Source organism: Rhizobium leguminosarum (assembly GCF_001679785.1).
GTDB classification, from domain to species: Bacteria; Pseudomonadota; Alphaproteobacteria; order Rhizobiales; family Rhizobiaceae; genus Rhizobium; species Rhizobium leguminosarum_R.
The window spans coordinates 540,551-566,596 of record NZ_CP016286.1 but is presented as its reverse complement, the minus strand read 5'-3'; the positions used below and the strand labels follow the sequence as shown (position 1 = coordinate 566,596).

General features: G+C 61.0%; 17 protein-coding genes and 1 pseudogene. 9 read left to right on the top strand and 9 right to left on the bottom strand.

Translation table 11 applies throughout. The annotated features are described in order from the left end of the window. Positions 1-186 precede the first annotated feature (186 nt). The 5 genes and pseudogenes from pepN to BA011_RS44915 all read left to right on the top strand — a co-directional run. Positions 187-2,835, top strand: coding sequence for an aminopeptidase N (gene pepN, locus BA011_RS03015; RefSeq protein WP_065279399.1), 2,649 nt, complete (start codon positions 187-189; stop codon positions 2,833-2,835). A 192-nt stretch (positions 2,836-3,027) separates the two neighbouring features. After that, positions 3,028-5,337, top strand: a complete 2,310-nt coding sequence (locus tag BA011_RS03010) for a PAS domain-containing sensor histidine kinase (protein ID WP_065279398.1) — start codon at positions 3,028-3,030, stop codon at positions 5,335-5,337. Between the two features lie 428 nt (positions 5,338-5,765). Beyond that, a complete protein-coding gene (locus BA011_RS03005) occupies positions 5,766-6,374 on the top strand; it encodes a YceI family protein (RefSeq protein ID WP_065279397.1) in 609 nt (202 codons plus the stop codon). An 81-nt stretch (positions 6,375-6,455) separates the two neighbouring features. Continuing rightward, positions 6,456-7,679 (top strand): cytochrome b/b6 domain-containing protein, encoded by a 1,224-nt coding sequence (locus BA011_RS03000; protein WP_065279396.1) that lies wholly within the window; start codon positions 6,456-6,458, stop codon positions 7,677-7,679. A gap of 67 nt (positions 7,680-7,746) precedes the next feature. Next, positions 7,747-8,021: pseudogene (locus BA011_RS44915) on the top strand (aldehyde dehydrogenase family protein); the annotation flags it as partial. A gap of 131 nt (positions 8,022-8,152) precedes the next feature. Here the strand turns inward: BA011_RS44915 and BA011_RS02995 are convergent. Next, a complete protein-coding gene (locus tag BA011_RS02995; protein WP_065279395.1) occupies positions 8,153-8,803 on the bottom strand; it encodes a glutathione S-transferase family protein in 651 nt (216 codons plus the stop codon). A gap of 97 nt (positions 8,804-8,900) precedes the next feature. Next, the gene (locus BA011_RS02990) at positions 8,901-11,858 is read right to left on the bottom strand and encodes a bifunctional [glutamine synthetase] adenylyltransferase/[glutamine synthetase]-adenylyl-L-tyrosine phosphorylase (protein WP_065279394.1); all 2,958 of its coding nucleotides are present in this window, start codon (positions 11,856-11,858) and stop codon (positions 8,901-8,903) included. Between the two features lie 217 nt (positions 11,859-12,075). Between BA011_RS02990 and BA011_RS02985 the strand changes: the two genes are divergently transcribed. After that, the gene (locus BA011_RS02985; RefSeq protein ID WP_065279157.1) at positions 12,076-13,410 is read left to right on the top strand and encodes an ISNCY family transposase; all 1,335 of its coding nucleotides are present in this window, start codon (positions 12,076-12,078) and stop codon (positions 13,408-13,410) included. Between the two features lie 254 nt (positions 13,411-13,664). On the opposite strand, the gene BA011_RS02980 is transcribed toward BA011_RS02985, so the two are convergent. From BA011_RS02980 to BA011_RS02970, 3 genes are all read right to left on the bottom strand, one after another. Further along, entirely contained in the window at positions 13,665-15,074 is a 1,410-nt protein-coding gene (locus BA011_RS02980; RefSeq protein ID WP_065279393.1) for a sensor histidine kinase, read from the bottom strand. Continuing rightward, complete coding sequence (locus tag BA011_RS02975) at positions 15,071-15,826, bottom strand: response regulator transcription factor (protein WP_020485979.1); 756 nt, start codon at positions 15,824-15,826, stop codon at positions 15,071-15,073. Before BA011_RS02975 ends, BA011_RS02980 begins: the two co-directional genes overlap by 4 nt. A 66-nt stretch (positions 15,827-15,892) precedes the next feature. After that, the gene (locus BA011_RS02970) at positions 15,893-17,479 is read right to left on the bottom strand and encodes a Do family serine endopeptidase (protein WP_065279392.1); all 1,587 of its coding nucleotides are present in this window, start codon (positions 17,477-17,479) and stop codon (positions 15,893-15,895) included. 328 nt (positions 17,480-17,807) lie between these two features. On the opposite strand from BA011_RS02970, the gene BA011_RS02965 reads away from it, so the two are divergent. The 3 genes from BA011_RS02965 to BA011_RS02955 all read left to right on the top strand — a co-directional run bounded on the left by BA011_RS02965 (position 17,808) and on the right by BA011_RS02955 (position 21,629). Then, positions 17,808-20,339, top strand: a complete 2,532-nt coding sequence (locus tag BA011_RS02965) for a DEAD/DEAH box helicase family protein (protein WP_065279391.1) — start codon at positions 17,808-17,810, stop codon at positions 20,337-20,339. 220 nt (positions 20,340-20,559) lie between these two features. Beyond that, a complete protein-coding gene (locus BA011_RS02960; protein ID WP_065279390.1) occupies positions 20,560-20,976 on the top strand; it encodes a RusA family crossover junction endodeoxyribonuclease in 417 nt (138 codons plus the stop codon). After that, complete coding sequence (locus tag BA011_RS02955) at positions 20,976-21,629, top strand: hypothetical protein (RefSeq protein WP_065279389.1); 654 nt, start codon at positions 20,976-20,978, stop codon at positions 21,627-21,629. Before BA011_RS02960 ends, BA011_RS02955 begins: the two co-directional genes overlap by 1 nt. 19 nt (positions 21,630-21,648) lie before the next feature. Here the strand turns inward: BA011_RS02955 and BA011_RS02950 are convergent, their stop codons facing one another. From BA011_RS02950 to ccmI, 4 genes are all read right to left on the bottom strand, one after another. Next, entirely contained in the window at positions 21,649-22,113 is a 465-nt protein-coding gene (locus tag BA011_RS02950; RefSeq protein WP_065279388.1) for a cytochrome c-type biogenesis protein, read from the bottom strand. A gap of 197 nt (positions 22,114-22,310) precedes the next feature. Then, the gene (locus tag BA011_RS02945; protein ID WP_065279387.1) at positions 22,311-24,299 is read right to left on the bottom strand and encodes a heme lyase CcmF/NrfE family subunit; all 1,989 of its coding nucleotides are present in this window, start codon (positions 24,297-24,299) and stop codon (positions 22,311-22,313) included. Beyond that, a complete protein-coding gene (gene ccmE / locus BA011_RS02940; protein ID WP_065279386.1) occupies positions 24,296-24,808 on the bottom strand; it encodes a cytochrome c maturation protein CcmE in 513 nt (170 codons plus the stop codon). Before ccmE ends, BA011_RS02945 begins: the two co-directional genes overlap by 4 nt. Continuing rightward, on the bottom strand, positions 24,805-25,941 hold the full coding sequence (ccmI, locus tag BA011_RS02935) for a c-type cytochrome biogenesis protein CcmI (RefSeq protein ID WP_420493434.1): 1,137 nt from the start codon (positions 25,939-25,941) through the stop codon (positions 24,805-24,807). The genes ccmE and ccmI overlap by 4 nt, the downstream gene beginning before the upstream one ends. Positions 25,942-26,046: the final 105 nt, after the last annotated feature.

Sequence of the window (26,046 nt, the reverse complement as noted above, 5' to 3'; positions counted from 1 at the left end):
ACCATCTCTTCGCAGCGGCGTTCATCCGTTTCCGATAAGATATTTTGCCCGCGAACTTGGTGTTCGCGGGCAATTTGCTTTAAGTTTAGTTCAGACTTTAATGTAATCATCCCCGGCAAAATTTATGGCAGAGTGCGCCCGCCTCTGTATTCCGCGGTTATCAAATAACGGTCTTCAGGAAACACCATGCGAACAGATACCGGCCAGGTCATTCATCTGGCAGATTACCGTCCCACCGACTTCGTGCTGGAACGTGTGGACCTGACCTTCGAACTCGACCCGACGGAGACAAAGGTCGAGGCGCGTCTGATCTTTCATCGTCGCCCGGGCACCGATCCGGCAGCGCCGATCGTTCTCGACGGCGACGAACTGACGCTGTCGGGGCTGCTGTTGGACCAGGTGGACCTGGACCCTTCGCGTTACGACGCAACAGCGGAAAGCCTGACGGTGCGCGACCTGCCGGAGAGCGCGCCCTTCGAACTGACGATCACCACCGTCATCAATCCTGAGGCCAATACCAAGCTGATGGGCCTTTACCGCACCGGCGGCATCTACTGCACGCAATGCGAGGCGGAGGGTTTCCGCCGCATCACATATTTCCCCGACCGGCCCGATGTGCTTGCGCCGTTCACGGTCAATATCATCGCCGACAAGGACGCCAACCCGCTGCTTTTGTCGAACGGCAACTTCCTCGGCGGCGCCGGCTACGGCCCCGGCAAGCATTTCGCCGCCTGGTTCGATCCGCATCCGAAGCCCAGCTATCTCTTCGCGCTCGTCGCCGGCGATCTCGGCGTCGTCGAAGACACGTTCACGACCATGTCCGGCCGTGAGGTGGTACTGAAAATCTATATCGAGCACGGCAAGGAGCCGCGCGCCGCCTATGCCATGGACGCGCTGAAACGCTCGATGAAGTGGGACGAGGAGAGGTTCGGCCGCGAATACGATCTCGATATCTTCATGATCGTCGCCGTCTCCGACTTCAACATGGGCGCGATGGAGAACAAGGGCCTCAACGTCTTCAACGACAAATACGTCCTTGCCGATCCCGAAACCGCGACCGATGCTGACTATGCCAATATCGAAACGATCATCGCGCATGAATATTTCCACAACTGGACCGGCAACCGCATCACCTGCCGCGACTGGTTCCAGCTGTGCCTCAAGGAAGGCCTGACGGTCTATCGCGACCACGAATTCTCTTCCGACCAGCGCTCGCGCGCCGTCAAGCGCATCGCCGAAGTGCGCCACCTGAAATCGGAGCAGTTCCCGGAGGACGGCGGCCCGCTCGCCCATCCGGTGCGGCCGACGACATATCGCGAGATCAATAATTTCTACACGACGACCGTCTACGAAAAGGGCAGCGAAGTCACGCGCATGATCGCGACGCTGCTTGGCAAGGGCGGCTTCAAGAAGGGCATGGACCTCTATTTCGACCGCCATGACGGTGAGGCCGTGACGATCGAGGATTTCGTCAAATGCTTCGAGGATGCAAGCGGGCGCGACCTCACGCAATTTTCGCTCTGGTACCATCAGGCCGGCACGCCGCTCGTCACCGCATCGGGCAGCTATGATGCGGCGGCCGGCAGCTTCACCCTGTCGCTCGAACAGATGATTCCGGCAACGCCCGGCCAGCCGAGCAAGGAGCCGATGCATATTCCGCTCAGCCTCGCGCTGTTTGGCGAAAACGGCGACAAGATCGAGCCTACCTCGGTCGACGGCGCGGAATATGCCGGCGAGGTGCTGCATCTCACAGGCCGCACGCAGACGGCCGTGTTCCATGGCGTTGGCTCGCGGCCGGTCGTTTCGATCAACCGCAGCTTCTCGGCGCCGATCAACCTGCATTTCGATCAGAGCCCGGCCGATCTTGCCCATCTCGCCCGCCATGAGACCGATCATTTCGCCCGCTGGCAGGCATTGACCGATCTGGCGCTGCCGAACCTGCTGAAAGCGGCACGCGACGCCCGCGAGGGCAAGCCTGTGATCTGCGAGGCGACCTTCGTCGAGACGCTGATTGCTGCCGCCGCCGACGAGAGCCTCGAGCCCGCCTTCCGCGCCCAGGCGCTGGCTCTGCCGAGCGAATCCGATATCGCCCGCGAACTTGGCGGCAACAACGATCCCGATGCCATCCATGCCGGCCGGCAGGCGGTCCTGAAACAGATCGCCGATGCCGGAAAGGATGTCTTTGCCGGCCTCTACGCAGCGATGACGACATCAGGTGATTTCAACCCGGATGCGAAAAGCGCCGGCTTGCGGGCGCTGCGCAATAGCGCCCTCACCTACCTCTCGCATGCCGAAGAGACGCCGGCCCGCGCCAAGGCCGCCTTCGATGCGGCCAACAATATGACCGATCTCAGCCATGCGCTGACGATTCTCGCCCATCGTTTTCCCGACAGCGCGGAGACGAGCGAGGCGCTCGCCACCTTCCGTGACCGCTTCGCGGAAAATGCGCTCGTCATCGACAAATGGTTCGCGATCCAGGCCGGCATTCCGGGCGCAAAAACCCTGGGACGGGTCCACGCCCTGATGGACGATCCGCTTTTCAAGCGCACCAATCCGAACCGGATGCGGTCGCTGGTCGGCACCTTCGCCTTTGCCAACCCGACCGGATTCGGCCGCGCCGACGGCGAAGGCTATCGCTTCCTCGCGGATCAGATTCTCGATATTGACGGGCGCAACCCGCAGCTTGCCGCCCGCCTCCTCACCTCGATGCGCTCCTGGCGGTCGCTCGAACCCGTACGTGCCGATCACGCCCGCTCGGCGCTGATCGAGATCGAGCGGGCGTCCGATCTTTCGACCGACGTGCGCGACATCGTCGAGCGCACGCTTAAAGGGTAATTTGATTCGACCCGCCACCAGGAGAAATTCGGCGGCCGGTCGCCCAGCACCTCGAATCACCTCGAAAAACCCAAGATTATAAATAGTTAACGGATTTTTACCTTTGCCTCTGGACAAGGCGAATCACCCATGATTCTCTAGGTCAGGTTCGAGCGAGCGGCGCGCGAATCACATGAGGGACAAGGCGAAGAGATGATGGACGTGCGGCGGGCAACCGTGGCCGGAGGACGGCTGCGTGTCGATTTTGACGGGCTGAAAGCCTGGCGCGACAGCCTTTCGGGCCATGCGACATCGGAACCACTTCTCCGTTATCTGCCGAAGGCCGAGCTGGTCTTGAAGCGAGCCATCCCGGCGCTGATCGTTGCCTTCCTCTCCGTCGTCGCCGCCTCGCATTTCTTCGGCATGATGAGCGAATATGGGCGTCTGGAGGCCTCGGCGCGCCATGCCACCGCACTTTCGGCGGCGACCGCCTCTGCTGTGTTTGCCGATGCGGCAGACATCTTCGACAGCGGCGATATCACCGGGGCGCAGGCCCGCCTCGCCAAATACCTGCCTCAGGACCGGCTGGACAGCGGCGCTTTCGTGCTGCTCGTGCAGGCAAGCGGCAAGGTTTTTGCCGCGACCACCGCCGGGCTTTCACATGTTGGCAGCAATGTCGGCGATTTCTTCCCCGAGGTCTCGGCGATCCGGCGCTTCGGCGATCGCGCCGGCGTCATCGAAACGACGATTGGCGGCGTGCCGCATTATGCCGAGATCACGCTGATGGGCAATGCCGGCGGTTATATCGTCGCCGCCACCTCGCTCGACGAGATCGGCCGGCTCTGGCGCGAGGAACTGGCGCTCAACGTGACGCTGTTTGCCGGGATCTCCTCCATCCTGCTCGTCATCCTCTATGCCTACTACACGCAGGTGAAGCGCGCCCGCGACGCCGACGACATCTTCGTGGAATCGAACCTGCGCGTCGAGACGGCGCTGTCGCGCGGCCGCTGCGGCCTCTGGGACTTCGATTTCGAGAACCGCGAATTTTTCTGGTCGCGCTCGATGTACGACATGCTCGGCCTGCCGGGTTCCGACAAGACGATGGGTTTCGGCGAAGCCGCCCGGCTGATGCATCCCGATGACGGCGGGCTCTACGAGATCGCGCGCGCCATCGGCAAGGGCGCCTCCGGCCAGGTCGATCAGATCTTCCGCATGCGCCATGCCGGCGGCCACTATGTCTGGATGCGGGCGCGTGCCCAGGTGATCCGCAGCAATTCCGGCCGTATGCACCTGATCGGCATCGCCATGGACGTGACCGAACAGCATCGGCTCGCCCAGCGCTACGCAGAAGCCGACCAGCGCCTGGCCGACGCCATCGAATGCACCTCGGAAGCGTTCGTGCTCTGGGACAAGAACGATCGGCTCGTCATGTGCAACACACATTTCCAGCAGGCCTATGGGCTGCCGGACAGCGTGCTCGTGCCCGGCACCGAGCGCTCGACCGTCAATGCCGCCGCCGCCCGGCCTGTCATCGAGCGGCGGATTTCCGATGCCGACGGCTCCGGCTATTCGCGTACGACGGAGGTGCAGCTTGCCGACGAGCGCTGGCTGCAGATCAACGAGCGGCGCACCCGCGACGGCGGCAGGGTCTCGGTCGGAACCGACATCACGCTGATGAAACGCCATCAGGAGCGGCTGCGTGAATCCGAGCGCCGGCTGATGGCGACCATCGGCGACCTGTCCGCCTCGCGCCAGACGCTGGAGATCCAGAAATCCGAGCTTTCGACGGCCAACGCCAACTACCAGGCGGAGAAGGAACGCGCCGAGGCCGCCAACAAGGCGAAATCGGAATTCCTCGCCAACATGTCGCATGAGCTGCGCACGCCGCTCAACGCCATCCTCGGCTTCTCGGAAATTCTGCAGAACCAGATGTTCGGGCCGCTCGGCTCGCTGAAATACGACGAATATGCCCGCGATATCCATGACAGCGGCAAACATCTGCTCAACGTCATCAACGACATTCTCGACATGTCCAAGATCGAAGCCGGCCATGTCAGGCTGCATTGCGAGCGCATCGATCTTGTGCCGCTGATCGAGGAAAGCCTGCGCTTCACCGCCATGCCCGCGGCTGAAAAGAACATCGTCATCGAACAGCGCATCTGCTCCGGCCTGACATTGATGGCCGACCGCCGGGCGATGAAGCAGGTGCTGCTCAACCTGCTCTCCAATGCAGTGAAGTTCACCGACAATGGCGGCCGCATCGCGGTGCGCACCCGCCGCGTCGATGGTGCCGTCGTCGTCACCATCGCCGACACCGGCATCGGCATTCCACGCTCGGCGCTGTCGAAGATCGGTCAGCCCTTCGAGCAGGTGCAGAGCCAGTATGCCAAGAGCAAGGGCGGCTCCGGCCTCGGGCTCGCCATCTCCCGCTCGCTGACCTTGCTGCATGGCGGCCGCATGAAGATCCGCTCACGCGAAGCGGTCGGCACGGTGATCTCGCTGCGCATTCCCGACGATATTTAGGTGTCGAACAAAGGGCCGGAATGATGCGCTCATCCCGGCACACTAACTGGTCTTCACAGCTAGCTGGCAGCCACAGCCTTTCATTGCGGGTCGACGCTGAGTGATGCCGTCAGACGGCAATCTTGCCATCGCCCACTTTGGTGATGGCAATGACAGCAGGTTGCACTGGCATGTCAGGCTTGAAGTCCGGCCAGCGGCTGACGCGGACCGTTTCTCACAAAAGCAGCGCAAAAACGGCGATCACGCCGTCCTCACTTTTCATTGCTCCTCCTTGATCTCGTGAATTTGTCTTTTATAAACATAGGCTTATCGTACTTCAAGTGATTGTCAACAAATGTCGAACAGTTCGTCGCTGTTTCGGGAGGGCTGAGCACCCGCTAGGGAAACGCTGCACGCAATGTGCTGTCAAAACAATTCAAGGATCAGCGATGTTTTCCATTAAGTCCGCCCTCGTTGCCGGTGTCCTGGCACTTGCGTCCTCCACTGCATATGCGCAGACGATCGATGTTCCTGCCGGCACCTACCGGGCGGATGTGACCCATACCAACGTTCTGTGGAGCGTCGTCCATTTTGGCCTTTCCAACTATATCGGCCGCTTCGACAAGATTTCCGCGACGCTCGAGCTCGACCCTGCGGACGTTACGAAGTCGAAACTGTCGGCAACCATCGATCCGGCTTCGGTCAGCACAAACTATCCGGCAAGCGACAAGAGCTTTGATGCAGAGATTGCCGGTGAGATGTTCTTTGATGCGGCCAAGTTCAGCGAGATCACTTTCGTTTCCACGGCCATCGACGTCAAGGACGGCAAGACCGGAACCGTCACCGGTGACCTGACGTTCCACGGCGTCACCAAGCCCGTCACGCTCGACGTTACCCTGAACGCAGCGCTCAACCCGCACCCGATGTCCAAGAAGCCGACCGTCGGCTTTTCAGCAACCGGCGTGATCAAGCGCTCCGATTTCGGCGTTGCCGCTTTGGTCGGTCCTGTCAGCGACGACGTCAAACTGACGATCGAAACCGAGTTCGTCGCTCAGTAGGTGTTCGTTGCCGGTGCAGCCCGACATCGTCGGGTTGCGCCGGCTCTTTTGCGTTCCCATTGAGACGACTGGAAGTCACCCATGTCAGCTACACATTCGGTCCGGGCCTACAGTATGGGTGCAATGATTCTGCACTGGCTCATCGCTGCGCTCATCCTGACCCAGCTTGCCATGGGTTTTCTGATGAGCCGCGTGGAGAGCGTTCCAGATACGCTGCGTTTTGCGATGTTCCAGTGGCACAAGACGTTCGGCATCGCGGTCCTAACCTTGACGATCGCCCGCATCGCCTGGCGCCTGTTCCACACGCCGCCCGCGCATGCGCCGATGAGACGGGCGGAACAGGTCGCGGCCAGCATCGTCCATGCACTGTTCTATGCGCTGATGCTGGTCGTGCCTTTGACCGGCTGGCTGCTGGTGTCGGCGTCCTCTACAGGCATTCCCACCCTTCTGTTTCTCTCCGATACCCTGGTCTGGCCACATCTGCCCATTCCGGTCTGGATGCGCGCAACGGTTGAGGCAGCGTCCGAGAATGCGCATGTCATTCTGGCCTATGGTTTCGGGTTGCTTCTGGTTCTGCATGTGGCCGGGGCGCTCAAGCATTCGGTGATCGACCGGATGCCGTCCTTTTCGCGAATGATACCTGTCGGCTGGCTGCGCCGGATGCCCTCCTCCGCAATCGGCGTGCTGGTCTCCGTCGTTCTGGCACTGTGCTTTATCGGCGGCGGACTGTTGATCTCCAGAACGGGCGGCACTGCATCCGTCAATGCCGCGGACCTTGGATCGACTGAAGCATCGCCATCCAGCTGGGTGATCGATAAAACGAAGTCTGCACTGACCTACACGATCAATTTTTCCGGAACGCCGACTGCCGGCACGATCGGAAAATGGGACGCATTCATCGAATTCGATCCGGACAATCTTGGCGCCGCCAAGGCGCGGATTGCCATAGATGCCGCCTCCATCGATTTCGATAATTCATTCGTCAGGCCCAATATCGGCGGCGACGACGGCCTGCAGACGGCCACCCATCCGCTGGTCGAGGTTGTGCTCGACCATTTCGAAACGGCGGGCGAGGCCTATTTCGGCAAGGGCAATGCCCTTGTCCGCGGTGTGACGGTGCCCGTGTCGGTCCCGTTTACGATGCATCGCGACGGGGCGGGACGGGCCATCGTTGCCGGCACTGCGGAGCTGGATCGTCTGGCCCTTGGACTTGGCCTGCAGAATGACGGAAAGGGTGAATGGCTCGACAAGGTCATCCGCGTAACCTTCAAGCTCGAAGCGACGCCGTCCGGGCCGACGAGCTAAGCCGGAAAGTCGTTGGCGCCCCCGGATTCCGTGAAGAAAGAACAACCTGCGATCTCGATCTAGGGTAGATGAGGCTGCCATCCTCGCCAATGATACCGAGTAGGGTTGTCTGCAGCCGTCTTTGGTCGTGATGTTGCACGAGCGTGCAGGAGGTTGCGGGCCGCATCGATACAGGTATCTGCCACATGAACGATCCCACCGGTATATGACGAGGCACAAATGCCCCTTGGTGGTGTAAAGGCGGCTGGAATTGGGCGCGTTGGCGGAAAAGCGGGTATCGCCGAGTTCACGGATTTGCGCTGGATCACGGTGCAGACGTTGGAGCGCCGCTACCCGTTCTGAAGCACTATTATCCCGAAGAACAGCCGCGGCAAGGTCTGGAAGTTTACACAGAGACCTTGCCGCTCCAATTTATTTAGCAAGCGGTCTCAGAGTAATCGGCGATCCAGGGTCACGACCAGAACCGACCTTCGTCAGCCGTCCGATGCGGCGGTGAAAACCGCCAATTGAGCCGCGAAAGCACGCTTGTATGCCGGCCGCGCTTCGGCCCGGGCGACATAGGCGGAGAGGTTCGGATATTCCTCCAGTATGCCTGATCCTTTCAACCTGAGAAGCACCGTCACCATCAGCAGGTCACCGGCGCTGAACGCACCATCGAGCCAGTCGGCATCGCCAAGGCGACGGGACAGATCGTCCAGCCGTTTCCGGATGCTGGCCTCGAGGGCAGAAAGGCGCTGGTCGTACCAAGGCTTGTCGCGCTCGAGGATCGTGACGAGAGCGCGGTCGAAGATCGGCGGTTCCACGGTGTTGAGCGCGGCAAACATCCATGTGAGCGCGCGTGCCCGGGCATTCGCATCGTCCGGCAACAGGCCCGGATGGCGCTCGCCGATATGAAAGACGATCGCTCCGGACTCGAATAAAGCGAGATCGCCTTCTTCATAGGTCGGGATCTGCCCGAAAGGCTGCAGTGCGAGATGGGCGGGTTCTCTCATCGTCTTGAACGAAACAAGACGAACGGCGTAAGGCTGGCCCACTTCTTCGAGCGCCCAGCGAACGCGCATGTCACGCGCCAGCCCCCTGCCGCGATCGGGCGACCGTTCAAAGGCGGTAATGGTAACCGTCATTGGTGTTCTCCATAGCTTTGTCCTGAAGACGGCTGGCTAAACGAGAATCCGACAGGCGCTCGAGATAATCCTCGCGGTCATCCCATCTGGTGTGAGATCAGACTTTCACGACATTCAGGAATATTTTCCGAACCGCTTTCGACAGCCGCTTCACCTCCGCTTCCAGCGTCTTGATGTCAGGGTAGTCGCCGGCGCGGCAGACGAGTTCGACAAGACCGGCCGGCGCTTCTTTCGGATCAAACAGGCCGTCGATGGAGAGGCGGATCAGTTGCGAAAGGCCGGTATAAAGCGTGAAGGCCTCGAGACATATGTCGAGATCGGACTTCGCCATCAGCGGGTCGCCAAGCACTTTCAGGGCCTCGCCGGTGCTCATCCCATTGACGGCAATGCCGACGCCCCCGTTCGGTGCGATCAGCGCCAGATACTGGGCGATGAATTCGAGATCGATGACGCCGCCGGGAATGAGCTTCAGGTCCCACGGGCCGGAGGGCGGCTTTTCCTTGTCGATCAGTTCGCGCATCTCGGCAACATCATGCGCCACCTTGGCAATATCGCGATCGGCTGACAGCACCTCGCGGACGATATGTTCTGCCTCGGCGATCAGGCTCTCATTGCCGCAAATCAGCCGGGCGCGGCTGAGCGCCATATGTTCCCAGGTCCATGCCTCTTCGCGTTGATATTTGCCGAAGGCAATGATGCGGGTGGCGACAGGCCCCTTGTTGCCGGATGGGCGCAGCCGCATGTCGACCTCATAAAGCACGCCTTCGGCGGTCGGCGCCGACAAGGCGGCCATCAGCCTCTGGGTGATGCGGGTGAAATAACGCGTCGCATCGAGCGGCTTCGGCCCGTCGGATTCGGAGGCCGCGTCGTCATAATCATAGAGCAGGATCAGATCGATGTCGGAACCGGCCGTCAGCTCGAAGCTGCCGAGCTTGCCCATGCCCGCGACAGCGATGCGCCCGCCAGGATATTCGCCATGCACTGCCCGCATCTCGCCCACCACGGCATCGAGTGCCGCCGCAATGACGAGGTCGGCGAGATGGGTAAAGGCGCGTGCGGCCATCACGCCGTTGATCGCGCCTGTGAGCAGGCGGATGCCGATCAGGAAGCGCTGCTCGGCGGCGAAGATGCGCAGCCGGTCGAGCACCTCTTCATAGTGGCGGGCCTGGGCAAGCGAGCCCTTCAGCCGTTCACCGAGATAATCGCGCGTCGGCAGCTCGGCCATCAGCCCAGGATCGAGCATGCCGTCGAAGACGTGCGGTTTGGCGGCGATCACCTCGGCAAGCCGGGGTGCCGAGGACATGATGTTGACGATCAGCGACAGCAGCGCCGGGTTGCTGCCGAGCAGCGAGAACAGCTGGATGCCGGAGGGAAGGCCGGAGATGAAACTGTCGAAGCGCAGCAGCGCCTCGTCGGCGCGCTTGCTTTCGCCGAAGACCCGCAGGAGCTGCGGCGCCAGTTCCGTCAGCCTTTCACGCGCCTCGACCGATTGCGTCGCGCGGTACCGGCCGTAGTGCCAGGTGCGGATGATGCGGGAAATATCAGACGGTCTGGTAAAACCGAGCCTCTTCAACGTCTCCAGCGTATCGGGGTCGTCGCCCTGGCCGGTGAAGACAAGGTTTCCGGTGTCGGCGGAAAGCCTGCTCTCCTGTTCGAAGAGGTGAGCATAACGCCGCTCGACCGTCTTCAGCACGCCGACCAGCCGTTCCGAGAAGCTCGGCGTGTCGGAAAAGCCCATCATGAAGGCGATGCGTTTCAGGTCGGCATCCGTTTCCGGCAGCAGGTGGGTCTGCTCGTCGCGCACCATCTGGATGCGATGCTCGACATCGCGCAGGAACCAGTAGGCCTCCGTCAGTTCGTCGCGGGTCTCCGCGTCGATCCATTTCGCCTTGGTGAGCTCACCGAGCGTCTCCTCCGTCGCCCTGCCACGCAATGCCGGCATGCGGCCGCCGGCGATCAGCTGCTGCGTCTGGACGAAGAATTCGATCTCGCGAATGCCGCCGCGGCCGAGCTTGACGTTATGACCCTTGACCGCAATGGCACCGTGGCCCTTATGCGCGTGGATCTGCCGCTTGATCGAATGGATATCGGCAATCGCCGCGTAATCGAGATATTTGCGGAAGACGAAAGGGGCGAGCCCGCGCAGAAAATCGCCGCCCGCGGTCAAGTCGCCGGCAACGGCACGCGCCTTGATGAAGGCCGCCCGCTCCCAGTTCTGGCCCCTGCCCTCATAATAGATCATCGCCGCATCGACCGGGATCGCCAGCGGCGTCGAACCGGGATCGGGGCGCAATCTGAGATCGGTGCGGAAGACGTAGCCGTCCGCTGTCCGCTCCTGCAGGATGCGCACCAGCCGGCGCATCATTCTGGGAAAGACGTCGATCGCGTCATCGGGGTCGGGCACGATGCCCGCCTGTTCGTCGAAGACGACGACGAGGTCGATATCGGAGGAATAGTTGAGTTCGGATGCGCCGAGTTTGCCCATGCCGAGCACGATCAGCCCGGAGCCGTCGCTCGGTGCCGCCAGATCCCGCAGCCTGAGCTTTCCACCCTCATGCGCCGAAAGCAGCAGATGATCGATCGCGGCGGCAACCGAAGCTTCGGCAAGCTCGCTCAGCCAGGCCGTCGTCGCCCGCCCGTCGAAGATGCGCGCGAGATCGGCGAGTGCAACGAGGAAAGCCACCTTGCGCTTGATGATGCGCAGCCTGCTCATCACTACGGATTCGGCAGGTGCAGCCCCCTCCCCATCCGGCCGCCAGCAGCCCCGCGCCTCGGCGACCAGCGCCTCGATCTGCGGCTCCAACGGCTCGGTAACGGCGCCGGCAAGGATGGCGGGATCGAGATTGGCGATTTCGCGCAGATAGGGCGACAGCGTCAGCACCGCTGCAATGAAATCGCGAAGCGGGCCTTCCGTCTTCAGCATCGCAGCCACCGACGGCTCGTGTCCGCCGGCCTCCTGAAGGTCGGCCAACGCCAGCTTCAACTCCGCCTGGTTCAGCGGACGTAGCAGCCCTTCGGCCACATCCTTCAGGCCATGCGTCGATTTCGTCAGCATGCGCTCTCCCTGCTTTAGCGCCTAAGGAACGGTCCCGCAGAATCGCGGAAAACGCCTCCTTCGACCGGCATTAAACTAGTGCCCGTCCACAAACGGTAAACCACTGAAATTATTGGAGGAATAGCGATATTGCGACGGGCAAAGCCCGGCGGTTTCAGGTATACTTTAGATCAAGCCATTGATTCTAAAGACAAACCCGCAACCGCCGGAGCCGACAATGCGCCAAGAACGCACCGTCCAAGCCAATATATTCGATCTTTTCGCCGAACACGAGATCGGCCGCGAGCTGAAAGCCATGTCGCAATGGCTGGATGAGCATCGTGATCTGCTCGGGCTGGTAGCGCAGGACCTGCGCCGCCACGGCGTCAAGGAGACCGGCCGCGAGGGCCTGCCGGCGGAGGCCGTGCTGCGTTGCGCCCTGCTCAAACAACACCGTCAGTTGAGTTATGAGGAGTTGGCCTTTCATCTGGAAGATTCCGCCTCGTTCCGGGCCTTTGCCCGGCTGCCGTGGGGGTGGAACCCGAAGAAGTCGGTCTTGCACAAGACGATCAGCGCGATCCGGGCCGGGACCTTTGAAGCGATCAATCGCGTGCTGTTGACGAGCGCCCGGCAGGACAAGGTGGAACGCGGCAAGGTCGTGCGCATCGACAGCACCGTCACTTCGGCGCTGATGCACGAACCGAGCGACAGTAGTCTTTTGTGGGACTGCGTGCGGGTGATGGTGCGGCTGTTGCAGCAGGCGGCTTCCTTGGGCAGCGCCATCTCATGGCACGATCACTGCCGCGCGGCGAAGAAGCGATCCCGGGCGATCCAATTTACCCGCGGTCGTCCGAAACGAGTTCAGCACTATCGCGCGCTGCTCAGGATCACGCGCACCACCTTGAGCTATCTCGAACAGGCGGCGGCGCAACTGCCCTTGGCGGCGGGCCCGGCGGTCGAACTCTGGCAGGCCCAACTCCGCCACTATAAGCCGCTGATCGAACGGATCATCGCCCAGACCGAGCGGCGGGTCCTGGCCGGCGAGGCGGTGCCGGCTGGCGACAAGCTGGTCAGTTTGTTCGAGCCGCATGCCGACATCATCGTCAAAGGCAGCCGCGACGTCGAGTATGGCCATAAGATCAATTTGACCACCGGCACAAGCGGGCTGATCCTCGACCTCGTCGTCGAAACCGGCAACCCGGCCGACAGCGAGCGCTTGCTGCCGATGCTGGAACGCCACATCGGCATCTGGGGCGAGGCGCCGCGTCAGGCGGCGGCCGACGGCGGCTATGCCAGCCGCGATAATTTGAGCCGAGCCAAAGCCTGGGGCATCTGCGACATGGCCTTCCACAAGAAGTGCGGCCTCAGGATCGAAGACATGGTCAAGAGCCGCTGGGTCTATCGCAAGCTGCGCAACTTCCGCGCCGGCATCGAGGCCGGCATCTCCTGCCTCAAACGCGCCTACGGCTTGGGGCGCTGCACCTGGCGTGGGCTCGACCACTTCAAGGCTTATGTCTGGTCCTCGGTGGTCGCATACAATCTCGCCCTCTTCGCCCGCCTCAGGCCGACCTGACATCCCATGTCGCCAGCCAAAACCGGACCGGCGTGACGCCGGCAGTTGCCAATGCGCGCATGTCCACCAGAAATCCTGGCCGCCGCAATTAGCACCCATGAGCCACACCGCATGGCTTCAAAGCGGCCACCAAGCGGAACCCAAGTGCGCTGCAAGCTCAAGAAAACCAGCGTTTATGGACGGAAACTAAACTAGGGTCCTGGCGGCAAACCGCCAATATACGATTCAACCGATCGTATTTCGGTGGAAAAAGCTCAGGCAGCCTTGGCGGGGAAGATCATGCTGACGGTCAATCCGCGCTTTTCAGGTTTGTCGGGATCGGTATCGGAGAGTTCCAACCGGCCGTTGTGCAGCTCCATCACCGCTTCCACCAGCGAAAGCCCGAGCCCCGTTCCCGGCTTCGAGCGGCTTTCATCGAGGCGGACGAAGCGCTTCACCACGTCGTCGCGCCTGTCGGCCGGAACGCCCGGCCCATGGTCGGCGACCGAAAGGCAGATGCCATCCGGGCGGCGGGAAAGCTTCAGCGATACTTTGCCCGCCCCTTCCGTATCGGAGGAATATTTGATGGCATTGTCGAGCAGATTGAAGATTGCCTGGCCGATCAGCTCTCGATTGCCCTGCACCTCGACATCCGGCTCGATGCTGGAGCTGAGGCCGAGCCCGGCCTCCTCCGCCGCCGGCTCGTAAAGCTCGGCGCTGTCGGCGACGATGGCCGAAAGCTCCACCGGCGACATCTCGGCGGCGACCGATCCGGCCTCGACGCGGGAGATCATCAACAGCGCGTTGAAGGTGCGGATCAACTGGTCCGATTCGGAAATGATGCCTTCCAGCGCGGTGCGCCGCGCCTCGCCATCGGCGACACCGAGCGCATCGGCCGCCTTGTTGCGCAGCCGCGTCAACGGCGTCTTGAGATCGTGGGCGATGTTGTCGGAGACCTGCCGCAGTCCCTCGTTCAGCTTCTCGATGCGCTCCAGCATGGTATTCAGCGACATCGACAAGCGGTCGAATTCATCGCCGGATCCGCCCACCGGCAGGCGCTGCGACAGGTCGCCGGCCATGATCTTCTTGCTGGCATCCGACATGCGGTCGATGCGTTTCAGCGCGTTGCGGCCGATGCCGAACCAGATGATGATGGCGCCGAGCCCCATGATCGCCAAGGCCACCATCAGCGCCTGGCGCACCAGCAGACGGAAACGCTCGGGGTCGCCGAGGTCGCGGCCGATCAGGATTCTGAGGCCATTGTCGAGCACGAAAATATTGGCGATTGCCTTGTGGCGGCGCTCGATGCCGCTGTCGGTATAACGCTGGTAGCCGAAGGGCGCAGAGGTCCAGCCGATCTCCTCGAAGACACCCGGCTGCACGGAGGCGACGTTGCCGGCGAGAATATCGCCCGAGGGACCGGCGATGATGTAGAGGTTGGCTCCAGGCTGGCGTGCACGCCGCTCCATCGTGCGCAGGAGAAGGTTCATGCCGCCGGTGTCATAGGCGCGCTGCACCTGCTCCACCTCCTGCCTGACGGCGTCGCGGATCTGGCCCGTCAGCAGCCGCTCCGACATCGCCGTCACATAGAAGACGAGCGTCGCGGCGCAGATGGCGAAAAGGAGAATGTAGAGTGCCGAAAGGCGGACTGCTGTGGACTTGAAGAGAACCCTGAAACGGCTCATCCCTCATCCTTGATCATGTACCCCGCGCCGCGAATGGTCTTCAGGAGCGGCTGGTTGTAGTCCTTTTCAATCTTCGAGCGCAGGCGCGAGACATGAACGTCGATGACGTTGGTCTGCGGGTCGAAGTGATAGTCCCAGACATTTTCGAGCAGCATGGTGCGGGTCACCACCTGGCCCGCATTCTTCATCAGATATTCCAGCAGGCGGAATTCGCGCGGCTGCAGCGGGATCTCCTTGCCGCCGCGGCGCACTTCGTGGGAGAGCCGGTCGAGTTCGAGATCGCCGACGCGATAGACGACGTCCTGATCCGGCGTGCCCTTGCGACGGCCGAGCACCTCGACGCGCGCCAGCAACTCGCTGAAGGCATAGGGCTTCGGCAGGTAGTCGTCGCCGCCGGCGCGAAGACCGGTCACGCGGTCATCGACCTGGCCGAGCGCCGAGAGGATGAGGACCGGCGTATGGATGGCCTTGCGGCGCAACTCGCTGATAACGGAAAGCCCGTCCCGGCGCGGCAGCATGCGGTCGATGACGATGACGTCGTAGGTATTTTCCGACCCCATGAACAGGCCGCTCTCGCCGTCGCTGGCGTGATCGGCAACGATACCCGCCTCGCGAAAGGCTTTCGTGAGGTAGGCGGCAGCCTCGAGATCATCTTCGATGATGAGAATCTTCATGCGGCCGACATTACCCGCCGGCTGCGTTTCGGCAAGGCTCAAAGCATCTTCCTGCGGGGCGGCGCTCATCGTGATCATCCTTCAAAAGGCAGAAGAATCGAGCCGCGCGGAGCTACGTCCGCACGGCTCGTGTTGTCTTGAGGATCAGCCCTGGCCGTTGATCGGAAGCGCTACGAAACGGCTTCCTTCATTGGACTGTATCTGGAAGAGCGCGCGGGTGCGCCCGTCCTTCTTTGCCTGGTTCAGCACCTTGACGATATCGTCGGCGCTGGAGACCTCCTGGTTGTTGACCGAGGTGATCTTTTCGCCTTCCTTGATGCCCTTGTCAGCGGCGTCGGAGTTCGGATCGATGTCTGTTATCGCCAGGCCCTTGCCGTCGTCAGACGGGCCGACCGTCAGGCCGAGATCGGCAAGCGCCTTTTCGGAAGCCGGTGCCTCAGGCTGCTGCGGCTGATTGTTGTCATCGGCAGACGCATCCTTCTGGTCGATCGGCAGCGTGCCGAGTTCGACGGTGAGAGGCTGGGCCTTGCCGGCGCGCCAGACTGAAAGCTCGACCTTGCTGCCCGGCTGCATCGCGCCGATGCGGCGGCTGAGATCACGCGCATCCTTGATCGTCTCACCGTTCAGCGCGGTGACGACGTCGCCGGCCTTCATGCCGGCCTTGTCACCCGGCGATCCGGCCTGCGGGGCCACGACCAGGGCGCCGCTCGGCTCGGAGAGACCGATGGATTCGGCGATATCCTTGGTCACCGGCTGGATCTGGACACCCAGCCAGCCACGCGAGACCTGGCCATCCTTCATCAGATCGGCGACGACATCCTTGGCGGTCGAGGCGGGAATGGCGAAGGCGATGCCGACGCTGCCGCCCGACGGCGAGAAGATCGCGGTGTTGATGCCGACGACTTCGCCGCTGAGATTGAAGGTCGGACCGCCGGAGTTGCCGCGGTTCACGGCGGCATCCACCTGCAGGTAATCGTCATAAGGACCGGAGCCGATATCGCGGCCGCGAGCCGAGACGATGCCGGCTGTGACCGTGCCGCCGAGGCCGAAGGGGTTGCCGACGGCAACGACCCAGTCGCCGACGCGGACGTTGTTGTCGTCTGCCCAGTTGACGTAGGTGAACTTCTTGCCCTTGCCGTCGACCTTCAGCACGGCGAGGTCGGTGCGCGGATCCTTGCCGATCAGCTTGGCATCGAGTTCGGTGCCGTCATTCGTGACAGCGACGAAGGCCTGGCCATCAGAAACGACGTGGTTGTTGGTGACGATATAGCCGTCCTCGGAGATGAAGAAGCCGGAGCCCTGGGCGACGGGGCGGAGGCGACCCTTGCCGCCCGGACCACCATTCGGGCCGTTCTGGCCGAAGCGCCTGGAATGGCCCTGCTGATCATTCGGATCCTGGCCGAACTGCTTGAAGAACCGCTTCAGCGGATGATCATCGGGAAGGTCGTCGAAGCCGCGGCCGTTGAAATCGAAGGAGAAGCCGTCATTGTTGTTGTCGGAGACGGGATTGACGCGGTTTTCGACCCGGACGGAAACGACGGCCGGCGAAACGGCGTCGACGACATTGGCGAAGCTCGGAACGGCAGGCGCCTGAACCTTGACAGCTTCGGCATAAGACCGGGTGATTTCGAGCGGAACGCCGGTTGCGAGCACAGCGGCTGCGATACCGGCGACGGTAGAAGCCTTGAGCACAGTAGCGAGGGACGGACGTCCGTTGAAATTCTTGAGCATTGGAGCACCTTCTCTTGTTCTTAGATCTTCAGACCGGCGACGCCGGATCAGTCGATGAAGAAAGATATAGGACGCCGCACCTTACTGCGAACTGTCCGGCCAATGAAAAGTTCGTAATGTTTGGTTTCGGCCAAACCCAATGGTTTGATGACCCTGGCACGTGGTGCAGCAGGGTAGCGACGGTCATCAGTGTTTCCGCTAGGGTCGGCTGTTCAAGACCAACGCCAGAACTGGATGCATTGAAAGAAATATCTGGAGCGGAAAGTCGCCACCTATTGATTTTATTCTGACGCCGAATACTCTCCGGGAAGTTGTGAGGGAGGTGGGTATGGTATTCGATTTTGGCGATCTTGATAAACCGAAGGCGAAGAGCGCCTCACCGAATCCCCGAGACATCTTCCGTAGCAGGCCGTCAGGAAAAGCGAAAATCAAGGAACTTTGGCAGGGTCAGGCGCAGGCACTTGACGATTGGTATAAGAATTCCAAGCAAGATACATTGATCTCGATGTATACTGGAGCGGGAAAGACGCTGGTCGGTGTTCTAATCGCGCAAAGTTACTTGTTGCAGGGTATCCGGAACGTTGTCTACGTTTGTCCGACGATCGACCTCATCCATCAGACAATCCGTGAGGCGAGCGGTATAGGTATCAACCCCACCACGTATCATCAGCAGAGTTTTTCGGATCAGAACTTTGCGCAGTCAAAATCATTCTGCGTGACGACTTATCAGGCTCTCTTCAATACGCGGAACAAGTTTCGTGGGCAGCACGCCCCTGGCGCAATCATCTTCGACGATGCGCATGTTGGAGAGCGTTTGGTTCGAGAGGCGTTCACGCTCACTATCAAGAAGGCCAAGCATGAAGTCTTGTATGCACAATTGGCGAACGTTATCCGCCAATGCTTTCAGGATATTGGTCAACTATACAACTTCGAACAGGTTGTTTCCGATTTTTCGGCCGGGTCGGTTGCCCTGTGTCCTCCAAACGGAGTCCACAATCGCAGTCATGAGTTTCAGGCGACACTCGCGCCCCACGTTGACGGGGATATCTCACTGCAACTTCCCTTCGATTACCTCCGGGGACATTTGCAATATTGTGCGATCACAATAAGCAAGTTCGTAATCGAAATAACTCCTCCGTTTATACCCGCGCTGCAAGTCGCAGCCTTGGAAGAGAAAAACGTGCCTAAGGTGTTCCTTTCGGCAACAGTTCAGTCAAAGGGCGATATCATCAGGGCATTCGGAAGATCACCGCGAGTAATTGAACCGGATGTCGATGCAGGGCTAGGCGAACGTCTGATGCTCTTCGGATCGGCCCTTGGCAAGTATTGCGACGACGTCAAAGGGCTCCAGCATCTCAGTAGGAGCACCAACGTTTTGATAGCGACACCGACCGAGAAGGCAGCGGACAAATGGGATGAATTCGCCTCACCGCCCAAGACGGCGGAGACATTTACCCAAAAACTCAACGAATTCAGATTGAACCCTACAGGCGCCTTTATCCTGGTTGGACGATATGACGGCATCGACCTGCCCGACGATGACTGCCGTGTGATGGCTGTTGACGGGGTGCCTATCGGCTCGGCGCAACTCGAGCGGTACCTGTTTGACAGAATCAAACTGGATCAAACTTTCTTCCCGCGCGTCGCCAACAGGTTCACGCAACTTTTCGGCCGGATCAATCGCGGCAAGAACGATTATGGGATATATTTCATCTACTCGAGCGACGCGGAAAACTGGCTCCGGAACGTTGCGAACCAAGCCTATTTTCCTAAAGTCCTGCAGGAGCAGATACGCCTCTCTGAAGAGTTTTGCGATCAGCTCCGCGACATGACTTTGGAGAAAATTGAATCAATCGTCACTCAGATCATCGAGCGCGACCCGCAGTGGCTGGCGTACTACCAAGCGCAGATTGGACAAAACCCGATCGACGAAAAGCGCATAAGTGATAGAGAAGATTACACGAAGTTCGATGATGAGCTGGCGAAACGTGAAGCGAACTTCATTATACGTCTATGGCAGGGAGACCATATCGGCGCGATGAGCCAATTCGAGGAAATCATTGAAGAGGTTCGTCTAAAGAATCCGCGCCTTGCGGGCTGGTACTCCATCTGGCTCGGTGCTGCCAACTGTATTCTTGGTCGATCAGAGCCGATGTTCGACTGGTTCGATGAAGCCAGAAACCGACTTGGGGGAAAGCTGCCGCTTCCGAGGCAAGAGCAACTGGATGTCGGTGTTCTCCATGCGGTCAAATCCGTTATCGAGGAAGGCCTACGCGAGTACTGCGCATTGACGGTTCCGGAGGCCAACCGCAAAGTATCGAAGTTTATCACCTCCAGCGAAGCTGCATTCGGAGACCCCTCACACAAGAAAGCTGAAGAGGCAGTGCGTGTCATCGGAGCGACACTGGGATTTGACTCCCGGCGGCCAGATACAGACGAGAACGACGGTCCGGACAATCTGTGGGTCGACCATCACACCCGGATCGCGATTCCTATTGAGCTGAAGACGGACAAACTTCAAGGGAATACTCTCAATTCCGAAGAAATTGGTCAGATCTACCAGCACCTTGAGTGGACCAAGACAAATTACCCTAAATATATGGTTCCGGGCATCCTCGTATACACTGAATCAAAGACCGTCACCGAAAGCAGTAACCCGTCGAGTGACATGTTCTTCGCAGATCGGAGTACGATGAAGGAATTGCAGAACGCCTTCATCAACGCAGCAGCCGCGCTTTCAAAGCTTACGCCTCTCGAGAAGTACGCGAAGGCCTCGGAATACGGCGATGCACCCGAATGGCAGCCCCTAGCCGTATTTGACCGGCTGAAAGCCGGCCACCTCAAGGACGGCACCAGCTAGCCGATGCTTTCAAAGTCACATCGTTCCGATCACAACGGTGTCTTCTTCACGAAGTCGCAAAGGCGTAGATTGGCCTCTTGGATTAAGCCCTCGTTCCCAAGTGCCAGACGAGCGATCCGCCTACTTTACACCGTATAAGGGTAGAGGCGGCGTGTTGTCGGGATGTTGAAGTCGCTCTATGCTTGGCAGGCACCTCTGATTCAAAAAATAACGGAAACTTATGTGGCCGGATCTGCCGTTCGAATTCAACGTGATCGGAACCCCTGTTAGCTCGCAAAGCGTCCTTACGGCGGCAAGGCAGGAATGGAAGGCAAGGGTTGCCGAAGCGGCAGCCGGGGCACTTCCGGAGGGAGCTTGGTCGTTCGACGAAGCTCGCTTGGCGGTAACCCTCTTCTATTTTCCGCAAGCCGCAATGACCGGCGACATCGACAACATAGTCAAGCTAACACTCGACGCGATGATCCCCTCCGTCTACCTCGATGATAGTCTAATTGATCGAGTGCTGGTTCAAAGGTTTGGTCCGGAAGCAAGGGCCGCGTTTTCCAATCCCTCCGACACATTGGTAGAGGCACTAGGAGAGGAGGACCCGATCCTCTATATTCGTGTGGATGCAGTCCCTGAGGAAGCAGTTTTCTAATGATCGATTTCGCCGCAGCCGAAAGAAACGCGCTCGATGAATACCTGCCGCGCCTCAATGCGCGGGGCTATAGGGTTGTGCGCCGTCCAGCCAGAGCAGATCTCCCTCCCTTCCTTGCCGACTATGACGCTGACGCCGTTGCGACCGGGCCGGATGACAACATAATTGTAGAGGTCGTCACCAAGGGTAGTCCGACAGCACAATCGAAAATCCGCAGATTGAGAGAAATATTAGCGGGTCATCCCGATTGGCGTCTCGAGGTCATCTATGGCGGCGACGGCGAGCGGCAGGTGCCGATTGCGAGCCTTTCGTCAATTGAGCAGGCCGTCGCAAATTTGGATAAGCTGGCTGATGCAAGAGCCGCGCTCTTGCTGGCATGGGCCTCTCTTGAAGCAATCGCCCGAAATCTCGAACCAAGCGAAACAATCAAGCCGCAAACGCCTGGACGGGTTGTCGAGCTTCTCGCTGCCGGTGGATTTGTGACCCCGACCCAGGCAGAGTTACTGAGGAATATGGCGAATATTCGCAACCAGCTCATCCACGGCAACGTGGATCTGCAGCCATCCGCCGGGCAACTTCAGGAACTCATTGTTACGACCAATGAATTGCTGTCGCTTCTGAAAACTCAGCCTCAAGTCGGGGTCCTTTCATAGTGTTGCCGCCGGCGGCCGCCTACTTTTTCAGAAGCTCGCTCAGCTTCGCCTGTTCATCGGCCGTCAGCTTGCTGCCGGTCGGCTTGCCCGCTCTCTTGCGCGCAAAGACCAGCAGCGACAGTCCGCCGGCAAGGACCAGCAGCACAGGCGCACCCCAGAGCAGCACCGTCTTCATGCTGACACGCGGCTTCAACAGCACGAACTCGCCGTAGCGCGAGACGATATAGGTCAGCACCGCCTCGTCGCTGTCGCCATCGGCGATGCGCTCGCGCACCAGCAGGCGCAGGTCCTTGGCCAGATCGGCGTTGGAATCGTCGATCGACTGGTTCTGGCAGACCATGCAGCGCAGTTCCGCCGAAAGGGCGCGGGCGCGCGATTCGAGCGCCGGATCGGCCAGCACCTCGTCCGGATTGACGGCGAAGGCGGAAACGGGCGCAAAGAGAACGAAAAGGACGATGAGAAGGCGAGAGAGAAGCCGCGACATTTGCGAGACGCGCCTAACCTCTCCTTCCCTCATTCCTGTGTCCTCAGGGCAATGCCCGAGGGATGTCACAGGAATCCAGCCACGGCGCGTCTGCGCCGTGAATGAACCTTTTTGCAAATAAGAGTCTCCAGCGCCCAAGGGCTTGGGCGCGCTGGATTCCTGTGACAAGCACAGGAATGAGGGAGGCCGTGAGCGCATCATTCCGCCGGCTCCATTGCGGGAGCTGCCGGTTTCGCCCTGCGGCGCGGGGCGCCGACACGCAGGCGCCGGTCGCTGAGCGAGACGAGGCCGCCGAAGGCCATGAACACCGCTCCGCCCCAGATGCAGAGAATGAACGGCTTCCACCAGATGCGCACGACGATACCACCGTCCTTGGTGGCGTCACCGAGCGACACATAGAGCTGGCTGAGCCCGAAGGTCAGGATGCCCGCCTCTGTCGTCGGCATCTGGCGGGCGGTGTAGAGGCGCTTGGCCGACCAGGTATCGGCAACCGCGACACCGGCGCGCCGGACGGTGAAGTGGCCGCGGTCCTCGGTATAGTTCGGCCCGGTTCCCGGCTGCATGCCGTCGAAATGCACGCTGTAACCGCCGGCCTCGGTCACCTGCCCCGGCTTCATCTCGATGACATACTCGCTCTCGAACGTTGTCACGGCAACGATGCCGAGCACGGTGACGCCGAGCCCGGCATGGGCGAGCGCCGTGCCGAAGGCCGAACGCGGCAGGCCGGAAAGCCGGCGCCAGGCAAGACTTCCCGCGACCTTACCGATGCCAGCACGGTACCAGAGATCGGCCACCGCACCGAGGATAAGGAACAGCCCGCCAGCGAGGCCGAGCACCGAAAGCACCGGCCCGCCATGTTCGATATAGAAGAAGGCCACCGCGGCAAGGAAGGCGAGACCAGCGACGACATAGAGCCGCTGCAGGGCGCCGAGTAGATCGCCGCGCTTCCAGGCAAGCATCGGCCCGAAAGGCACGATGACGATGAGCGGCGCCATCAGCAGGCCGAAGGTCAGGTTGAAGAAGGGCGCTCCGACGGAAATCTTGTCGCCGGTCAGCGTTTCCAACAGCAGCGGATAGAGCGTGCCGGTCAGCACCGTGCCGCAGGCGACCGTCAGGATCAGATTATTGACGACGAGCGCGCCCTCGCGCGAGATCGGCGCGAACAGCCCGCCTGCCGACAGCTTCGGCGCGCGGAAGGCAAACAGCGACAACGCCCCACCGATGAAGATCAGCAGGATGCAGAGAATGAAGACGCCGCGGGAGGGGTCGCTGGCAAAGGCATGCACCGAGGTCAGCACGCCGGAGCGCACCAGGAAGGTGCCCATCAGCGACAGCGAGAAGGTGAGGATGGCAAGCAGCACCGTCCAGATCTTCAGCGCCTCGCGCTTTTCCATGACGAGCGCCGAATGCAGCAGTGCGGTGCCGGCGAGCCACGGCATGAAGGAGGCGTTTTCCACCGGGTCCCAGAACCACCAGCCGCCCCAGCCGAGCTCGTAATAGGCCCAATAGGAGCCCATGGCGATGCCAAGCGTCAGAAAGGTCCAGGCCGCCAGCGTCCAGGGCCGCACCCAGCGCGCCCAGGCGGCGTCGATGCGCCCTTCCAGCAGGGCCGCGACGGCAAAGGAGAAACAGACGGAGAAGCCGACATAACCGAGGTAGAGCAGCGGCGGGTGGATCGCGAGGCCGATATCCTGAAGAACCGGATTGAGATCGCGGCCCTCGGCCGGCGCCGGATCGAGACGGAGGAAGGGATTGGAGGTCAACAGGATGAACAGCGTGAAGGCGACCGAAATCCAGGCCTGCACGGCCAGCACATTGGCCTTCAGCGTCTCCGGCAGATTGCGGCCGAAGATGGCGACCAGCGCGCTGAACAGCGTCAGGATCAACAGCCAGAGCATCATCGATCCCTCGTGATTGCCCCAGACGCCGGAATATTTATAGAGCAGCGGCACCAGCGAATGCGAATTCTCCCAGACGTTCTCGACCGAGAAATCCGAGACGACATGGGCATAGGTCAGCACGGCGAAGGAGAAAGCCACGAGCGCAAACATCGCCAGCGAGCCGATCGTCGCCACATCCATCATCGCCCGGTCGTGACGACGGGCTCCGATTACCGGCACGATGGAGAGGATGAGCGCAGTGGCGAGCGCCAGCACCAGCGCGTAATGGCCGATCTCGATGATCATGGCGTCGCCTTCACTTCCTGCGCTTGGCTTTCCTTTCCTGGGCCTTGCCTCCCAGGACCTTCCTGGCCTTGGCCTTCCTTCCACAGCCCCTGGGATTTCAGCCTGTCGGCCACATCCTTCGGCATATAGGTCTCGTCATGCTTGGCAAGCACGGTGTCGGCGACGAAGACGTTCGTGCCAGTGGCAAACATGCCTTCGGTGACGACACCCTGGCCCTCGCGGAAGAGATCGGGGAGAATACCGGTATATTTGACCTTCACGGCATTGGTGCTGCCGTCGGTGACGGCAAATTCCACCGTCGAGCCGGTGCCGCGCACGACACTGCCCTCGCCGACCAGCCCGCCGAGGCGGATGCGGGTTTCCGGCGCCACCGGCGTCTTGGCGAGATCGGCTGGCATGTAGAAATAGGCGACCGACTGGCTGAAGGCGAACATGACCAGCAGCACGGCGGCGATGATGAAGCCCATGCCGCCGCCGATCACCGCGAGGCGCTTCTGCTTGCGCGTCATTGCGTCGCTCCCTCCGTGGCTATGCCGAGTTCCCTGGCAAGCGCCAGCAATTGCCTGCCCTGTTCGCCGGGCGGCGGAAAGGCCGCAAGCCCGCGCTTCAGGGCGCCTGCCGCGCGATCCTTGTCGTTCAATACGGCATAAGAGCGGACGAGCCGCACCCATCCTTCGAAATTGTTCGGTTCCTCGCTAAGCTTGGCATCGAGGCTCTCGACCATGCCGCGGATCATCTGCTGCCGGTCGCCGGCGCTCATAGTCTCGGCCGCCGCCACATCTTGCTGCGTGGGATTGCCCGGGGCAGCCAGATTGGCGCCTGACTTCGCGCCGCCGTTCATGGCGATATGCTCGTTGACCAACGGCAGCCAGGGCGCATCGGCGGGCGATTGTTTTGCCAGCGCCTCGAAAGCCTGACGCGCCTCATCGGGCCGTCCCGCCTGCTCCATGCTGAGGGCGATGTAGAAACGGGCACGCGGATTGTCAGGTTCGAGCGTCAGCGATTGTTCCAGCACTTGCCGCGCCTCCTCCGTCACCACACCGTCCGAGACCGCCATCAGCGTCTCGGCAAGGCCATCGAGCCGGACGGGGCTCGGGCCGAGAAGCCGGATAGCATTGCGATAGGCCACTTGCGCATCGTTGACGCGCATCGTGCGGAAATAGATCGGCGCCAGCACGTCCCAGCCCTTGCCGTCATCGGGCTTCTCAGCCAAGTGCCGTTCCGCCTTGGTGATCAGCACCGCCACGTCGTTGCCAGGGTTTTCCAGCCGCGCTTCCAGCGGCTGCGAGGGCAGGTCCGGCCTGCCCGTCGTTAAATAAAGACAGAGCCCGAGAACCGGCAGGACCAGGAGGACGAAGGCCTCGGTGAAACGGTGATGCCGCGCGGGTTTCGGCGTCTCGGCCGGCTCGTCGGCAGAGACGGCGATCAGCCGCCGGCCGATTTCCGCCCTGGCGTAATCGGCCTCCTCCGCGGTGATCAGCCCGCCATTGAGATCGCGGTCGAGTTCGCGCAACTGGTCGCGATAGACCGCTGCCTCGCCGGCACGGATATTATTCGCCGCCTTCGCTCCGCGCAGAAGGGGGTAGAGCAGGATGACGGCGAGGGCTGCCGTCAAAGCGGCAACGAGAATCCAGAACAGCATATCGCCCAAATACGTGAAGCGTGCCGTCATTCCAACTGCCAAAGCCGGAATGACGAAGATTTGAGGCTAGCGCATAACCCCGAGAATCGGAATCGATTTTCGGAA

Bases quoted from the DNA above. Each gene is read 5' to 3' on its own strand.
- pepN (WP_065279399.1), top strand. From the start codon at position 187: ATGCGAACAGATACCGGCCAGGTCATTCATCTGGCAGATTACCGTCCC.
- BA011_RS03010 (WP_065279398.1), top strand. From the start codon at position 3,028: ATGATGGACGTGCGGCGGGCAACCGTGGCCGGAGGACGGCTGCGTGTC.
- BA011_RS03005 (WP_065279397.1), top strand. From the start codon at position 5,766: ATGTTTTCCATTAAGTCCGCCCTCGTTGCCGGTGTCCTGGCACTTGCG.
- BA011_RS03000 (WP_065279396.1), top strand. From the start codon at position 6,456: ATGTCAGCTACACATTCGGTCCGGGCCTACAGTATGGGTGCAATGATT.
- BA011_RS02995 (WP_065279395.1), bottom strand. From the start codon at position 8,803: ATGACGGTTACCATTACCGCCTTTGAACGGTCGCCCGATCGCGGCAGG.
- BA011_RS02990 (WP_065279394.1), bottom strand. From the start codon at position 11,858: ATGCTGACGAAATCGACGCATGGCCTGAAGGATGTGGCCGAAGGGCTG.
- BA011_RS02985 (WP_065279157.1), top strand. From the start codon at position 12,076: ATGCGCCAAGAACGCACCGTCCAAGCCAATATATTCGATCTTTTCGCC.
- BA011_RS02980 (WP_065279393.1), bottom strand. From the start codon at position 15,074: ATGAGCCGTTTCAGGGTTCTCTTCAAGTCCACAGCAGTCCGCCTTTCG.
- BA011_RS02975 (WP_020485979.1), bottom strand. From the start codon at position 15,826: ATGATCACGATGAGCGCCGCCCCGCAGGAAGATGCTTTGAGCCTTGCC.
- BA011_RS02970 (WP_065279392.1), bottom strand. From the start codon at position 17,479: ATGCTCAAGAATTTCAACGGACGTCCGTCCCTCGCTACTGTGCTCAAG.
- BA011_RS02965 (WP_065279391.1), top strand. From the start codon at position 17,808: ATGGTATTCGATTTTGGCGATCTTGATAAACCGAAGGCGAAGAGCGCC.
- BA011_RS02960 (WP_065279390.1), top strand. From the start codon at position 20,560: ATGTGGCCGGATCTGCCGTTCGAATTCAACGTGATCGGAACCCCTGTT.
- BA011_RS02955 (WP_065279389.1), top strand. From the start codon at position 20,976: ATGATCGATTTCGCCGCAGCCGAAAGAAACGCGCTCGATGAATACCTG.
- BA011_RS02950 (WP_065279388.1), bottom strand. From the start codon at position 22,113: ATGTCGCGGCTTCTCTCTCGCCTTCTCATCGTCCTTTTCGTTCTCTTT.
- BA011_RS02945 (WP_065279387.1), bottom strand. From the start codon at position 24,299: ATGATCATCGAGATCGGCCATTACGCGCTGGTGCTGGCGCTCGCCACT.
- ccmE (WP_065279386.1), bottom strand. From the start codon at position 24,808: ATGACGCGCAAGCAGAAGCGCCTCGCGGTGATCGGCGGCGGCATGGGC.
- ccmI (WP_420493434.1), bottom strand. From the start codon at position 25,941: ATGCTGTTCTGGATTCTCGTTGCCGCTTTGACGGCAGCCCTCGCCGTC.